The organism is Kocuria tytonicola, assembly GCF_003687455.1.
GTDB lineage: Bacteria > Actinomycetota > Actinomycetes > Actinomycetales > Micrococcaceae > Kocuria > Kocuria tytonicola.
The window spans coordinates 17,524-31,758 of record NZ_PHOA01000018.1; the positions used below are offsets into that span (position 1 = coordinate 17,524).

Sequence of the window (14,235 nt, forward strand, 5' to 3'; positions counted from 1 at the left end):
CGCACGGTCCCATCCCTCGTGCAGGAGGCCATGTTCCATGCAGAAGTCCGGGGCGCGCGCCAGCGCCGTCATGGCCTCCGGGACGCTGGTCTCCCGCATCCTGGGATTCGTCAAGACGTTCCTGATCACGGTGGCCATCGGCTCCGCGGCAACCATGGCGGACGTGTTCCAGCTGGCCAACACGCTGCCCAACCTCATCTACGTGCTGATTGCCGGCGGCGTGTTCAACGCGGTGCTCGTGCCGCAGATCATCAAGGCGTCCAAGGCGGAGGACGAGGGTGCCGACTACATCTCCCGGCTGCTCACCCTCGCGGTCATCGCGCTGCTCGTGATCACGGGCGCGGTGCTGCTGTGCGTGGGGCCCATCATGGAGCTGATGGGCCCGGGCTGGTCGGATGCCCAGCTGGCCATGGGCACCATGTTCGCGCTCATCACCTTCCCGCAGATCTTCTTCTACGGCCTCTACACCGTGGTGGGCCAGGTGCTCAACGCCAAGGGCGCGTTCGGTGCCTACATGTGGGCTCCCGTGCTCAACAACGTGGTCGCGATCCTCTCGCTGCTCGTGTTCATCCACCAGTTCGGCCCGTTCCGCACCCACCCCCACTCCCTGGAGAACTGGACCGCCGGGCAGACGTTCTGGCTGGTGGTGATGTCCACGGTGGGTGTGGCCGCACAGGCCTTCATCCTCTTCTGGCCGCTGGCCCGCCTGGGTCTGCGCATCCGCCCGCGCTTCGGCTGGCGCGGCATCGGTCTCTCGACCGCGGGACGCCTCGGGGGCTGGACGCTCGCGACCGGCGTGATCGCGAACCTCGCCTTCATGGCCCTGTACCGCACCGCGGCCATCCCCACCGGCGCCCGGCCCGACGTCGCTCCCGGCCCGGGCGGGCCGCCGCCCATCGCGGGCACGGCCGTCCTGGACCAGGCCACCATGCTCTATGCGCTGCCCCACGGGGTGATCGGGCTGTCGATCGCCACGGTGCTGTTCAACCGCATGGCCGCGGCGGCGGCGGAGAAGGACCGTGAGTCCCTGGTCTCCTCCCTGTCCTCGAGCCTGCGGGTGACCGGCGTGGCCACGGTGTTCTGCATGATCGCGCTGATCGTGTACGCGGGGCCCCTGGGCATGCTGTTCTCGGGCGGCGTGCCCGCGGCGGGTGCGGTGATCGGCCAGGTGATCACGGTGATCGCCGTCGGAGCGCCGTTCATGTCCACCGCGTTCATGCTGGGCCGGGCGTTCTACGCGGACGAGGACGCCCGCACCCCGTTCTTCGTCCAGCTCGCGGTCTCCCTGTTCACGGTGCTCGGCGCGGTGGTCATCGCCCGAGTCCTCCCCCCGGAGCAGATGGTCTTCGCGGTCGCCGCCTGCTACGCGGTGCAGAACATCCTGGCCACGGTGATCTACCACTACGCGCTCAAGCGCCGGATCGGGGACTACGGGCTGGCCCGCATCGTGGGCTCCCACGCCCGGATCCTGGCCGCCTCGCTCGTGGCCGGAGCCGCCGGAGCAGTGGTGCTGTGGTTGCTCGGCGGGTATGCCCCCGGTGGCTTCCCGTGGCACAACCAGCTCTCCGCGTTGCTCAGCATCGCGGTGGGCGGTGCGGCGATGGCCCTCGTGTACGCCGTGGCGCTCAAGCTGTTCCGCGTGGCGGAGTTCACCGGCCTGCTGGCCCCGCTGAAGGCCAAACTCGGCCGTTAGACTGCCCGAAAGATTCGTTCTCGCGTCCGTGCGACCGCCGCGGCGCCCGAAGCAGAGGGAGCCACCGTGTCCCAGCCCATCGCGCTCGGAGCCATCCTGGGGGGCCGCTACAAGGTCAGTGCGTCCCTGCTCAGCACAGCCGAGGACGACCACGTCCTGCAGGGCGAGGACCAGATCCTGCGCCGCCGGGTCTCCATCCTGGTCCCGGCCGCCGCCCACGAGTCCACGGTGGTGCACAATGCCCGCGCGCTGGCCGCCGGCGCGGGGCACAGCGGCTTCCAGGTCCTGGACATGGGCCAGACGGAGGACACCACCTACCTGGTCACCTCCTACACCCCGGCCTCGGACCTGCTGGACGCCCTCCTGTTCACGGACGAGGACTCCGACGACTACTCGCTCTCCGACGACATCTTCGGCAACCCCCGCACCGCGTCCTCCTCCTCCTACATCTACCAGGAGCCGGACCCCACGCAGTCCCAGCAGCGCGTCTCCCGCCATGGCGAGGACTCGGAGCCGGATGTCCCGGCCGTCACGCGCTGGGACGGCCCCGACGACGACAGCTACGACGACGCACCCGCCGCCCCGTCCGTGCGCAACCGTCTGGGGATGGCCCGCAAGGTCCGTCCCGCCGCCGTGCGCTCCACCCTCTTCGACCGCGCCGCCTCCCGGGGCGGTTCGGCCGGGGCCACCGTGGCCGCGGGCGCCATCGACCCCACCTACGACGGCGACAACCGCTACGAGAGCTTCGAGCGCACCGAGGGCAAACCCGACCGCCTGGACGACCGCACCTCCTCGTCCCGGACCGCACCCCGGGAGGACCTCCACCGGGGCGACCTCCCGGAGGCCGACCTCGACCACGAGGACACCGCCCCCGTGGACCTGCAGCCGGCCCCCTCCGGAGGTGCCGGGCGCGCGGCGGCGGACCCCGCGGCGTCGGCCCCTGCAACTAGCGGCGGCCCGGACGCCGCAGTGGCCGAGCAGAGCACGGGTGCCGCAGCGGGAGCTGCGGAGGAGCCGACCGGGCCCACGCCGGAATCGGAGCCGGAGGAGGGCGGTTCCGGCGGCGCCACCGCGGCTGCGGAGGGGGAGAACCGCAGGGGACCGCTGCGCTGGCTGCTGCTGCTGATGCTCCTGGCCCTGGTGCTGATCGGGGCCATCGTGCTCGGTTTCCGCGGTCTCGGTTCGCTCACCTCGCAATTCGCCCAGCAGGGACCGCCGCAGCAGAGTGCGGCCACCGGACCTCAGGAGGGAACCCCGGCGGCGTCGGCGTCCCCGAGCGCCACGGCCGCACCGGCGATCGAGTCCGTGACCCGCGTGACCTCGGACCCGAAGTTCATGGCGGACACGGACGCCACACTGAACCAGGCCACGGACGGCAACCCCGCCACGTACTGGCTCAGCTACGGGTTCTCGAACGCCACGTTCGGCAGCCTCGCTGACTCCGTGGGTCTCGCGGCCCAGCTGAAGGAGCCCGCCACGGCCCAGGAGCTTACCGTCCAGCAGGCGAACGGCACCGGTGGCCGGTTCACCGTGTACGTCTCGGACCAGCCCGGCCTGGAGGGCGCACAGGAGGTGGGCAAGGGCTCGTTCACGGGCCCCGAGATCCGCGTCCCGCTCTCGGACGCGGCGCGCAGCACCCCGCACCGCTTCGTGCTCGTGGTGTGGACGGAGCTGCCGCAGCTCACGAGCCCCATCGGCGGCTACCCCTACGGCCTGCGCATCGGGGAAATCCCCCTCCGGTGCCCCGCCGCGAACCCCGCTCCGACGATCGGCCCGGTCAGGTCGGACGTGCCTGCCGCGCACAGCTCGTCACCGCTTCCCGTGCCGCGCGGCCCCGCGGAACGGGCACGGAATATCTGCACGACCTCCCCACGTTCTGGGGTGTAGTCCACCTCCGCGGCACGCGGTGATCCAGGGAAAGGCGTTCCACCAGTGAGCAATCAGTCCGGCATCTTCTCGAGTGCTGTGAACCTCGGCGTCACCGGCGCGGCCCGGTCCGCCCCGGCGGACGCCTCGCACCCCGCGGCGGACGCGGGCGACGACGCCGTCCACGACGTCGTCATCGTGGGTTCCGGTCCCGCCGGCTACACGGCCGCGATCTACACCGCCCGGGCGAACCTCAAGCCCGTGGTCCTGGCCGGGTCCGTGACCGCCGGCGGAGAGCTCATGAACACCACCGAGGTGGAGAACTACCCCGGTTTCATCGACGGCATCATGGGCCCCGAGCTCATGGACAACATGCAGCAGCAGGCCGAGCGCTTCGGGGCGGACATCCGCTACGAGGACGTGGTCTCCGTGGAGCTGGACGGTGAGGTCAAGACCGTGACCACCGAGGACGGAACCGTCCTGCGGGCACGCGCCGTGGTGATCTCCACCGGCTCCGCGTACCGCAAGCTGGGACTCCCGGACGAGGAGCGGCTGTCCGGGCACGGCGTGTCCTGGTGCGCCACGTGCGACGGCTTCTTCTTCAAGGGCCAGAACGTGGCCGTGGTGGGCGGCGGGGACTCCGCGATCGAGGAGGCCACCTTCCTCACCAAGTTCGCGGACAAGGTCACCCTGATCCACCGCCGTGACCAGTTCCGGGCCTCGGACATCATGAAGCAGCGCGCCCTCGACGACCCCAAGATCGAGATCCTCTGGAACACCCGGGTCTCCGGCATCCGCGGGGAGAACAAGGTGGCGGCCCTCGAGCTGGAGGACACCGTCACGGGGGAGGCCTCCGAGCTGCCCGTGACCGGCGTGTTCGTGGCCATCGGCTCCGATCCCCGCGTGGATCTGGTCAAGGACCAGCTGGAGCTCACGGTGGACAGCACGATCGCCGTGGACGGACGCTCCTCCACCACGTCCCTGCCCGGGGTGTTCGCCGCCGGCGACGTGGTGGACCCCACCTACCGCCAGGCCATCACGGCCGCCGGCTCCGGCTGCGTGGCCGCTGTGGACGTGGAGCACTACCTCGCGGCGCTGGACAGCTGATCACCCTCATCCCCACTCCCCACGGCCGCTCGGAGCCCTCCGGACGGCCCCGTTGAAAGGAATCACCATGAGCGCAGCCAAGGACGTCACGGACGCCACCTTCCAGGCGGAGGTCCTGGAGAACTCTAAGCCCACCATCGTGGACTTCTGGGCTGAGTGGTGCGGCCCGTGCCGCCAGCTCGGCCCGGTCCTCGACGCACTGGCCGCGGAGCACGCGGACCAGGTGGACGTGGTGAAGGTCAACGTGGACGACAACCCCGCGATCGCGTCCCAGTACGGCATCACCTCCATCCCGGCCGTCTACCTCTTCGCCGACGGCGAGGTGGCCAAGACCTCCATCGGCGCCAAGCCCAAGTCCGCCCTGGAGAAGGAATTCGCGGAGTACCTCACCCCCTCCGCCTGAGGTGCACAGCCCGGGTCCGGCGCACACGGAGTGCGCTGGACCCGGGTTTTTTCTGAGACGATGCCATCCTGACGTCCCGTCCTCCAGGGACGGGCCACTACCCAAGGGAGAACCACGTGCTGCAACCCCCTCCCGGAGCTGCTCTCCGACACGGCGCGACCGATCGACGGGTCACCGGGCTCAGGGAGCGCCTGGTCCGAGCAGGTGTCACGGACCCGGGCATCGCGCCCGACGCCGTGCCGGACCCCTCCGTGTTCGACCGCGGCGTGGACCACGCCGTCAGGGCGTTCCAGCAGCACAAGGGGCTCATCGTGGACGGCGTCGTGGGACCCGAGACCGAGGCCGCGCTCAACGACGCCCAATACACCCTGGGTGACCGTCCCCTTGCCTTCGACGAGTCGCAGCCGTTGCACGGTGACGACGTCGAGGAGCTCCAGAACAACCTCTCTCTGTTGGGTTTCTACTACGGTCACCTGGACGGCACCTTCAACCGTCAGACCGAGTTCGCCGTGCGAGAGCTGCAGAGCAGCCTGGGTGTTCGTGTGGACGGGGAAGTCGCGTTGGAAACACTCGCGGGTCTGGCACGGGTGAGCAAGAAGATCACCTCCGCCAAGGCGTTCTCCCTGCGCGACCACCGTCGGCTGGGGATGCTCCACGAGGCCCTGCGGGAGCGGGACGTCATCCTGATCCCCTCGGGCGCCATTGCCCAGGAAACTCCCCAGGGTGCCCCCGAGGGTTTCGCCGAGGAGCAGGACCGGATCTCCCTGGACGTGGCCGTGAAAGTGCACGATCTGCTCCGCAACGTGGGGGCCGCCCCGGTGCTCGTGGATCCTTGCCCTGCGCCCTACGGGGAGGCACGCACGGTGGAGAACGAGCGCACCGTGGTGACCGACCCCCGTGAGGCCTTGACGTCACATCCCTCGGCCCTTGTGCTCTGTCTGCAGTGCGACTGGAACTCCTCACCGCACGCGGAAGGTGTGGCCACGTTCTTCTGGGGTGACCCCAGCACCGGCCAGCCACATGCACCCATTGGGCAGATGGCGTCCACCATGATCCTCCGGGAACTCGTGGCCAGGACCGGGGCGCAGGATCTCGGTGCACACGCTCGTCAGTGGAGCGAACTCCGTGCCGCAGGAACCGCGGCCGCCTGGGTGGCCCTGGGCTACCTGTCCAACGGTGGAGAGCGGGCAAAGCTGCAGAATGACATGTACCGAGCTCGCCTGGCGGAGTCCCTGCTGTGCGGCCTCCAACGTGTCCTCGCGCCCTCCACCGACGCCGCCTCGACGGCCACGGGCACCATGAGCCTTGCCGACATCCAGAGCTACTACCACCAGAACCCCTGAGCCGGGGGCGGGTCGGAACCGCCGCCGGCGTTCGTGCACGGGGCAGAAAGCTTTACCGCGCAGTGAACGGCCGCGATGTTTCACGTGAAACATCGCGGCCGTTCTGCGTTCGGAAATCGGCTCCGTCACTCAACCATCGGCGGCACCGTGCCTCTGGGCTTCACTTGTCCGACTCCAGTTTGGGGTCCAGGACATCAATGATGCGATTGAGATCCTCCACCGAGGCGAACTCAATGGTCATCTTGCCCTTGCGAGCACCCAGCTGGATCTTGACGCTCGTGTCCAGCTTGTCCGAGAAGGCGTCCGCAATGTACCCCAGCCTGTCATCGTGCCGCGTGGTAGGCGCTTTGCGCCTCCCCGCGTGACGCTTGGCCCCGTCCGACAGCGCCACTGCCTCCTCCGTGGCGCGCACCGAGAGCCCCTCCGCCACGATTCGCTGCGCCAGCCCTTCCATCTCCGCAGGATCCGTCAGAGCGAGAAGCGCCCGAGCGTGGCCGGAGCTGAGAACACCAGCAGCCACTCGGCGCTGCACGAGAGCGGGCAGCCGCAGCAGGCGCAGCGTGTTCGAGATCTGAGGCCGTGAGCGACCAATTCGTTCCGACAGTTGCTCCTGGGTGGCGCCGAACTCCTCCATCAGCTGCTGGTAGGCCGCAGCCTCCTCCAACGGGTTCAGCTGGGCGCGGTGCAGGTTCTCCAGGAGCGCGTCGCGCAGCAGGTCGTTGTCCGCAGTGTCGCGGATGATGGCCGGGATCGTGGTCAGGCCCGCCTCCTGGACCGCCCGCCACCGGCGTTCACCCATGACCAGTTCGTACGACTCCGCACCCCCGTCCTGGCTCGGGCGCACGACGATGGGCTGCAGGACCCCCAGCTCCTTGACCGAAAAGGCCAGCTCGGCGAGCTCGTCCTCGTCGAAAACCTGGCGGGGCTGCTTGCGGTTGGGGTGGATGTCCGTGACACTGAGTTCCGCGAACACGGCGCCCGCTACTGCCTGGAGTTCTGCCTCGTCCGGCGAAGACGCCGGCCCTTCACCCCCACCGGGGCGCGCGGGGGTGTCTTTCTCGGCGCCCAGTGTCGACTTGCCCCCGGGATTCTGCGGCTCGACCGAGGACGACGATCTTGCCTGGTCCGTCCCGGCGGAGTTGCCGCTTTCGGGCTCGCCGTCCGCCCTTTCACCGTGTGGGGTGGGAGACCTGTCGGTGTCTTCTTTCCTGAGCGGCATTCCCCATGTTTCACGTGAAACATCTGGGGTGCTGGCCTCCCCCGACTGCTTACTCGACGAGTGGGATCGGCGACTCAATGAATGGGGCACCTCTGCATACTGGACGGTTTCCACGGAGTCCACGTCTCCCGACGGCGGTCGCACCGGAGTCTTCTGCTCCTCGCCGGAGGATAGGGAGGGGTCCCCTGACACCTCCGGCGCAGCTGCGGGTGCACCTTGCTGCCCCGAGGTGGGCTCCGTACGTGCTTGCCGCGGGGATGACTGTGCGTTGCGGACGCTGCCCTTCGCGCGCCCTTGCTCGAGTCCGATGTCCTTATCGGCCTCCGCGTCCGAGGGCAGGAAGAACATGTCCACCGGCCGGCTCACTGAGGTGGTGCTGCGCAGGGCATGCACCATGTCACGACGCCCGCGCCCGGATGCACGTCCAGATCGCCCGGTACTGACGGGGGATGCGGCCTTCCGAGTCGATGTTTCACGTGAAACATCGGGTGAAGTCGTGCTTGTGGACAATGCCCCGGCCCGTGGAACGGGATTCTCCTCGGGGGGGGCTGTAGCGTCGCCTGCACGTTTCCGGGTGGAGGACCTCACCACGTCAACGTCAGAGGCAGGTGCTCGGCGGTCTTTGGCATCGACGTCCGCACTCATCGCGTCCGGACGAGAGCCATCTCTCCCACCTGTCGTGGCTCGCCGAGATGGCGTCATGGTCGAAGCGGGCGCCTTCTTTCCCTTCGCCGCGCGCTGCTGCGCGGAGCCGTCGGATCCGGTGGCTTTCTGGGGAGCGTTGGGGCCCGTGCTGCTGTCCTGAGCCGCCCTCTCACCAGCGTCGGCTTTTGCAGCCTGCGACGCAGCGCGCCGCTTGTTCGGTGCCGTCCCTTTCGAGCCCGGGCCGCGGGCCGCTCCCCCAGATCGCGTCCCGGGAGGCCCTCCCGCCTGTTTCTCAGGTGCCGGATCCCCATCCACCGAGTTCCCAGCTCCTCGCGGTGCCTCGCTCGGGATGAGAGCCCCGAGCCCGCGTCCCAATCCCCGACGTCGTTCAGCCACTGGACAGTCCTTTCACGCGCTGTTGTTTCATCCCATCGTAGTCGTGCGCACTTCGCTCGGAGACTTCCGGTTCGGCGGCCATCACCACCGTGAAGAGACGATCCTCCTGTCGGTGAGTTCGCGACGCACCCGGCTCAGCCGACCTGGCATCCTCCTTGGTGCTTTCGCCTCTGCGGAATATCCCGCCGGGCGGTGCCGGCACCCGCCCAGCCTGGCCGGGGGCGAAAGAGGGCAGACAGATCACGCACTGACGCCGCGAGAGAAGAGTCCCCGTCCCGACGCCGCAAAGCCCGGGCACACCAAAAAGGCCCCGATGTTTCACGTGAAACATCGGGGCCCAGGGTTCAGAGCGAGCTACTGAGTCGCCGCGTGCCTGCTGTGGTCAGGCTCGAGGATCCCGGCTTGCCAGCTCCGCGGCCGCTTCGAGGTAGGACAGGGCGCCCGTGGAGCTGGGATCGTAGGTGATCACGCTCTGCTGGTAGCTGGGGGCCTCGGAAATGCGCACAGACCGCGGAATCATGGTCTCCATGACCTCGGCCGGGAAGTGCGCGCGCACCTCATCCGCCACCTGGGAGGCGAGGTTGGTGCGTCCGTCGTACATGGTCAGGAGGATGGAGGAGACCTTGAGGTCCGGATTGAGGTGCTTCTGAATCATCTTGATGTTGTTCAGCAGCTGGCTGAGACCCTCCAGTGCGTAGTACTCGCACTGAATGGGGATGAGCACCTCGGTGGCCGCCACGAACGCGTTGATGGTCAGGAGGCCCAGGCTCGGAGGGCAGTCGATGAACACGTAGTCGAGTCGAGGCAGGTTCTGCTCTTCGCGGGCTGTGGCGTATTCGCGCAGAGCTCGCTGAAGCCGCTGCTCGCGGGCCACTACGGACACGAGCTCGATCTCGGCCCCGGCGAGGTCGATGGTCGCCGGCAGCACCCACAGATTCTCCATCTCGGGGGACTTGGTGACGACGTCCGCCACCGGGACCTCGTCGATGAGGATGTCGTACACGGAGTCGGCCTCCGCACCGTGGGGTATGCCCAGAGCGGTGGAGGCATTGCCCTGGGGGTCGTTGTCCACCACGAGCACGTGCTGGCCCTGCTGGGCCAGTGCCACGGCCAGATTCACCGACGTGCTGGTCTTGCCCACACCACCCTTCTGATTGCTGATGGTGATGAAGCGGGTGTCCGCCGGGTGGTCCAGCTGCACGTTCTTGAGCTTGGCGCGGCGCTTGTTCTCTTCCACGAGTTTCCTCCCCAGGGCGGTATCCGCCACCGCGTCTTGTGCTGCGGCACCTGCATGGCCGTCTGTTTCACGTGAAACATGTTTCCCGCGATCAGGAACAACCTTTTGAGCTTGGGAAACGGGATCCGGCGGGAGACCAAAGTCGTGTCCGCGGGGTGCGGACGTGCCTGTCTGCTCAGGGGTGGTCATCGACGGTCCCTTCCGTGTCTGATGCGGTGCACTCCATAGCCTATCGACATCCCCGCACCCCGCAGCCGACGCGGGGCGGCGCTCACAGCACCAACCGCGCCACGGTGGTCGGCTCGCTCAGCAGCTCCCCACCCACGGTGAGGACCTCGGCGGAACGGACCCCGAAGCGCGAGAACTTCTTCGACGCCTTCTCGAGCTCCTCCTCGGCGGAACGGCCCTTGAGAGCGAGGAGCTCGCCGGAACCCTTGAGCAGCGGCAGCGTGATGTCCATGAGTCCCACCAGCGCGGACACCGCTCGGGCGGTCACCACGTCCACGGGGCCCACGTCCTTCTTGGCCTGCTCCGCACGGGCGCGCACCACTCGCACGCCGTCCAACGAGAGGTCCGCAATGACCTCCTCGAGCCACGTCACCCGGCGCTCCAGGGGTTCCACCAGGGTGATCGTGAGGTCCGGGCGGGCAATTGCCAGGCACAGCCCCGGCAGACCCGCTCCGGACCCGACGTCCACCACACGGGCCTGCGGCGGAATCAGCGCCTCGACCACGGCGCAGTTCAGGACGTGCCGCTCCCACAGCCGAGGTGCCTCCCGCGGTCCGATGAGACCACGCACGATGCCCGAGGACGCCAGGTGCTCGGTGTATCTGCGCGCGACGTCCAACCGCTCACCGAAGATCTGCTGGGCCGCCTCCTCGAGATCCCCCAGCGGGGGAGCAGGCTGCGGTTCAGGGGCCGCTCGAGGAGCGCGACGTTCCTCGGACCGGGGCCCCGTCTCCTCCCGAGCGGCGTCACGGTGACGAGGTGTGGAACGGTTCCCGCTCATTCGCCGGCCGAGACCACGATGTGGCGCTCCGCGCCGTCGCCCTCCGAGACGGAGACCAGACCGGCCTCTGCCACGGCGTCGTGGACGAGCTTGCGCTCGTAGGGGGACAGCGGCGGCAGGTGCACGCGGCCACCGTCCTGCGCCACCCGGGCCACGGCGTCGTCGGCCATGGTGCGCAGCTGGGCCGCGCGTTCATCGCGGTGCCCGGCCACGTCCAGGATGAGCCTGCTGCGGCGCTGCGTGGCGCCGAGAACGGACAGCCGTGCGAGTTCCTGCAGGGCTTCCACGGTCTCACCGTGCTCGCCCACGAGTGCCGCCAGATCGGCGTCGTCGTCCTCGGCCACCACGGAGACGTAGGTGCGCCCGTCCCGAACCTCGATCTCGATGTCCCCGTCGATGTCCGCGGTGTCGAGGAGCTCCTCGATGTAGTCGGCCGCGATCTCGCCCTCTTCCTCGAGCGGGGAAAGCTGCGCCGCGTCAGAGGGCTCCGCCGCGTCCTGGGCCGTGGGATCCTGGGCGTTGTCCGTCTCGTTCATGGGATGAGACCTCTCAGCCGTTGTTCTTCTTGGACTGCTGCTTCTGGCGCTTCTTGGACACCGGCTGCGTGCGCTGACCCGCAGCCGCACGCTCGCGCTGCTCCACGAGCTTCTCCTCGTGCTCCTTCTTGGTCATTCCCACGGGGGGCAGGCCCTTGGCGGCACGGCGCTCGTTGAGCTCACGCTCCGCCTGCGATCCCTTGGTGGGGTTGTTGCGGATGACCCACCACTGCTGGCCCATGGACCACAGGTTGGAGACCGTCCAGTAGACGAGCACACCGAGCGGGAAGTTGATGCCGCCGATCGCGAAGATGATAGGGAACAGGTAGAGCATCATCTGCTGCTGGCGGTACATGGGGGACTCCTTGGCGGAGTCGCTCATGTTGCGCGCGGTCAGCTGGCGCTGCGTGATGAACTGGGTGGCGCTCATGGCCACGATCATCACGAGGGCCAGGATGATGGTGGCCGCGTGGTTGCCGTTGCCCGGCTGCATCAGGGTGGAGAACAGGGGAGCGCCGAAGATCGTGGACTCGTTGAACTGGTGCACCATCTCCGGGGTGAGGAGGTGGATGGCCTCGTTGTTCTGCGCGGCCTGGGGCACGGAGCGCAGCACCTGGAACAGGGCGAAGAAGATGGGCATCTGCACGATGATCGGCAGGCACGCCGCGAACGGGTTGGAGCCGTGCTCCTTGTACAGGGCCATCTGCTCCTCCGCCATGGCCTGGCGGGAGAGCTGGTCCTTCTTGCCCTTGTACTTGGCCTGCAGCTTGGCCATCTCCGGCTGCAGCTCCTGCATGCCGCGCATGGACTTGATCTGCTTGAGGAACAGCGGGATGGTCAGCGTGCGCATCACGAGGGTGAGGCCCACGATGCACAGCACCCAGGTGAGACCGGACGTGGGGTCGGCACCGATCAGGGTGAACAGCTCGTGGAACACCCACAGGACCGCGGAGACGATCCATTTGAAGGGCAAGAGGATGAGGTCGAAGAAATTCATCGAGCGTTGGCTCCTTGAGCCGCGCCGTGGCGGGCCGGGCAGTCGTGCGTGGACTCACGCGCGAGGTTCGGGTGGTTGAGCAGAACGATTTTGGGGGTCGCGGCCGGCGAGGGAAACTCCCGGCCCCCCGCCGGAACCCTGTCGATCCCGCCGGCGGCCCAGGGATGGCAGCGCAGCAGCCGACTCACGGTCAGACCCAGCCCCCGCACGGCTCCGTGGACGGTGAACGCCTCCAGCGCGTAGGCGGAGCAGGAGGGGAAGTAGCGGCACACGTCCCCGTAGAGCGGTGAGACGATCGCCCGGTAGAGCTTGAGCAGCGCAATGCACACGTTCTGCGGGACCCGGGTGAGCGTTCGCAGGACCCCGCCCGGAAGGCAGTACTCGTGCGGTGCCTGGGCCAGCAGCTGTTCAGGAGTCACCCGTGCTGTCACGCCAGCGCCTCCTTCCGGACTTCCTGCGGGGAACGTTACGGCATGCGCCCTGCGCGTCCCTGGGAGCATCATCGAACCCGGCGGAGCGCGGTGTCCAGGGCGGAGCGGTAGTCGCGGCCCAGCTCCTCCCACGATGCCGCCGCGGCTGGGGGCAGCGCGCGCACCACCAGGTCGACCCCGTGGGGACGCTCGCGGACGGTCTGCGCACTGAGCTCCCGCAGCCTCCGCTTGACCTTGTTGCGGGTCACCGCGTTCCCCACGGCCTTGGAGACCACGAATCCCACGCGTGACGGCTCCCCGGTGCCGCCCCGCACGGATACGACGACGTTCCGGCGGCCGCTGCGGGCCCCGGAACGTACGGTGGTCGAGAATTGCGCAGAGGTCCGCATCCGATGCCTGGTGGGCAGCACGATGCGAACCTCGCGGGGTGGGAAGCGCTCAGGCCGACAGGCTGGCGCGACCCTTGCTGCGGCGGGCACCGATGATGGCGCGGCCGGCGCGGGTGCGCATGCGAGCGCGGAAGCCGTGCTTGCGGGCGCGGCGGCGGTTGTTCGGCTGGAAAGTCCGCTTGGGCATTAGTCACTCCATGAGGTTGGACTACGGTGTGCCAACTGCGATGGGACGCAGGGGGCGCACGCGGTAGGTTTCTGGGGGCGTGCGGGCACGCAAAATCGCGATCCTACACGCACAAGACTGATTCACAGTAGTCAATGCGCTCTCCCCGGTCAAATCACTCTGCCCTTCCGCCGCCCTCCACAGCTGTGCACACACGCCGCCCCCGGGGTGTGGAAAACGGCCGCCGAGACCGCCGCAGGAGCGGGTTATCCCCAGCCCGGAACTACACTTGTGTAGTTCTGATCGGGCGCGAAACCGGGCTATGAAGGGCCGCGACACGTGTTCTAGGCTGGATCCCGCGGCCGCCCCCACGAGGTTTATCCACCGCTGTGCACAACTCTGTGGAAAACTGGGCCGTCCCGGTCCATCACGTCAGGAGTTGCCCATGCAGCAGGAGAACCAGGCTTTGCTCGAACAGTGGGCAGAGTGCCTCCGCATCATGCGCGCCGACCCCCGCGTCTCCGGGCGGTCACGGGGCAACATCGCCGTGTGCGACCCCCGGGGCCTGATGGGAACCACACTCCTGGTGGCCGTGCCCAGCGAAGCCACCCGGGGCTTCCTCCAGCAGAAGCCCATGTCCGAGGTGCTGGACCAGACCGTGAGCACGGTCTTCGGCCCGGACACCCTGGTGGCCTTCGTCGTGGATCCCGAGCTCGAGCTGCAGCCGCGGTCGGTGGCACCCGCCTCCGACCCCCACCGTGCGGACTCCGCCGTCCCGTCGATCGACGAGATCGAGGC

General features: G+C 68.5%; 13 protein-coding genes and 1 pseudogene. 6 read left to right on the forward strand and 8 right to left on the reverse strand.

Annotated elements, in window-relative coordinates; all coding sequences use genetic code 11:
- The first annotated feature begins 37 nt into the window (after window positions 1-37).
- The 5 genes from murJ (at window position 38) to CWC38_RS03860 (ending at window position 6,412) form a co-directional block, all read left to right on the forward strand.
- The gene (murJ, locus tag CWC38_RS03840) at window positions 38-1,693 is read left to right on the forward strand and encodes a murein biosynthesis integral membrane protein MurJ (protein ID WP_121845506.1); all 1,656 of its coding nucleotides are present in this window, start codon (window positions 38-40) and stop codon (window positions 1,691-1,693) included.
- 66 nt (window positions 1,694-1,759) lie between these two features.
- On the forward strand, window positions 1,760-3,580 hold the full coding sequence (locus CWC38_RS03845; protein WP_240625034.1) for a hypothetical protein: 1,821 nt from the start codon (window positions 1,760-1,762) through the stop codon (window positions 3,578-3,580).
- A 45-nt stretch (window positions 3,581-3,625) separates the two neighbouring features.
- Entirely contained in the window at window positions 3,626-4,666 is a 1,041-nt protein-coding gene (trxB, locus tag CWC38_RS03850) for a thioredoxin-disulfide reductase (protein ID WP_121845507.1), read from the forward strand.
- Window positions 4,667-4,733: 67 nt separating this feature from the next.
- Entirely contained in the window at window positions 4,734-5,069 is a 336-nt protein-coding gene (gene trxA, locus CWC38_RS03855) for a thioredoxin (RefSeq protein ID WP_121845508.1), read from the forward strand.
- A gap of 116 nt (window positions 5,070-5,185) precedes the next feature.
- Window positions 5,186-6,412, forward strand: a complete 1,227-nt coding sequence (locus tag CWC38_RS03860; RefSeq protein WP_121845509.1) for an N-acetylmuramoyl-L-alanine amidase — start codon at window positions 5,186-5,188, stop codon at window positions 6,410-6,412.
- 160 nt (window positions 6,413-6,572) lie between these two features.
- Here CWC38_RS03860 and CWC38_RS12340 read toward each other — a convergent pair whose 3' ends face one another.
- From CWC38_RS12340 to rpmH, 8 genes are all read right to left on the reverse strand, one after another.
- Window positions 6,573-7,631 (reverse strand): ParB/RepB/Spo0J family partition protein, encoded by a 1,059-nt coding sequence (locus tag CWC38_RS12340; RefSeq protein ID WP_338067514.1) that lies wholly within the window; start codon window positions 7,629-7,631, stop codon window positions 6,573-6,575.
- Window positions 7,632-9,054: 1,423 nt separating this feature from the next.
- Window positions 9,055-9,909 carry a ParA family protein gene (locus tag CWC38_RS03870; protein ID WP_121845511.1) on the reverse strand — a complete coding sequence of 285 codons (855 nt, stop codon included), beginning with the start codon at window positions 9,907-9,909 and terminating at the stop codon, window positions 9,055-9,057.
- A 271-nt stretch (window positions 9,910-10,180) separates the two neighbouring features.
- On the reverse strand, window positions 10,181-10,918 hold the full coding sequence (gene rsmG, locus CWC38_RS03875; protein WP_121845512.1) for a 16S rRNA (guanine(527)-N(7))-methyltransferase RsmG: 738 nt from the start codon (window positions 10,916-10,918) through the stop codon (window positions 10,181-10,183).
- A complete protein-coding gene (locus CWC38_RS03880) occupies window positions 10,915-11,454 on the reverse strand; it encodes a Jag family protein (protein ID WP_121845513.1) in 540 nt (179 codons plus the stop codon). Before CWC38_RS03880 ends, rsmG begins: the two co-directional genes overlap by 4 nt.
- Window positions 11,455-11,467: 13 nt before the next feature.
- The gene (yidC, locus tag CWC38_RS03885; RefSeq protein WP_121845514.1) at window positions 11,468-12,451 is read right to left on the reverse strand and encodes a membrane protein insertase YidC; all 984 of its coding nucleotides are present in this window, start codon (window positions 12,449-12,451) and stop codon (window positions 11,468-11,470) included.
- A complete protein-coding gene (yidD, locus tag CWC38_RS03890) occupies window positions 12,448-12,882 on the reverse strand; it encodes a membrane protein insertion efficiency factor YidD (protein ID WP_240625035.1) in 435 nt (144 codons plus the stop codon). Before yidD ends, yidC begins: the two co-directional genes overlap by 4 nt.
- A gap of 68 nt (window positions 12,883-12,950) precedes the next feature.
- Window positions 12,951-13,361, reverse strand: coding sequence for a ribonuclease P protein component (gene rnpA, locus CWC38_RS03895; protein ID WP_424321724.1), 411 nt, complete (start codon window positions 13,359-13,361; stop codon window positions 12,951-12,953).
- Window positions 13,321-13,458 carry a 50S ribosomal protein L34 gene (gene rpmH, locus CWC38_RS03900; protein ID WP_012399425.1) on the reverse strand — a complete coding sequence of 46 codons (138 nt, stop codon included), beginning with the start codon at window positions 13,456-13,458 and terminating at the stop codon, window positions 13,321-13,323. Before rpmH ends, rnpA begins: the two co-directional genes overlap by 41 nt.
- 424 nt (window positions 13,459-13,882) lie before the next feature.
- Between rpmH and CWC38_RS03905 the strand changes: the two are divergent.
- Window positions 13,883-14,235 (forward strand): annotated as a pseudogene (locus CWC38_RS03905) (chromosomal replication initiator protein DnaA); the annotation flags it as partial.

What these genes read in the sequence shown, in the direction of transcription:
- murJ (WP_121845506.1), top strand. Translation starts at nt 38, where the DNA reads ATGCAGAAGTCCGGGGCGCGCGCCAGCGCCGTCATGGCCTCCGGGACG.
- trxA (WP_121845508.1), top strand. Translation starts at nt 4,734, where the DNA reads ATGAGCGCAGCCAAGGACGTCACGGACGCCACCTTCCAGGCGGAGGTC.
- CWC38_RS12340 (WP_338067514.1), bottom strand. Translation starts at nt 7,631, where the DNA reads ATGCCGCTCAGGAAAGAAGACACCGACAGGTCTCCCACCCCACACGGT.
- rsmG (WP_121845512.1), bottom strand. Translation starts at nt 10,918, where the DNA reads ATGAGCGGGAACCGTTCCACACCTCGTCACCGTGACGCCGCTCGGGAG.
- CWC38_RS03880 (WP_121845513.1), bottom strand. Translation starts at nt 11,454, where the DNA reads ATGAACGAGACGGACAACGCCCAGGATCCCACGGCCCAGGACGCGGCG.
- yidC (WP_121845514.1), bottom strand. Translation starts at nt 12,451, where the DNA reads ATGAATTTCTTCGACCTCATCCTCTTGCCCTTCAAATGGATCGTCTCC.
- rpmH (WP_012399425.1), bottom strand. Translation starts at nt 13,458, where the DNA reads ATGCCCAAGCGGACTTTCCAGCCGAACAACCGCCGCCGCGCCCGCAAG.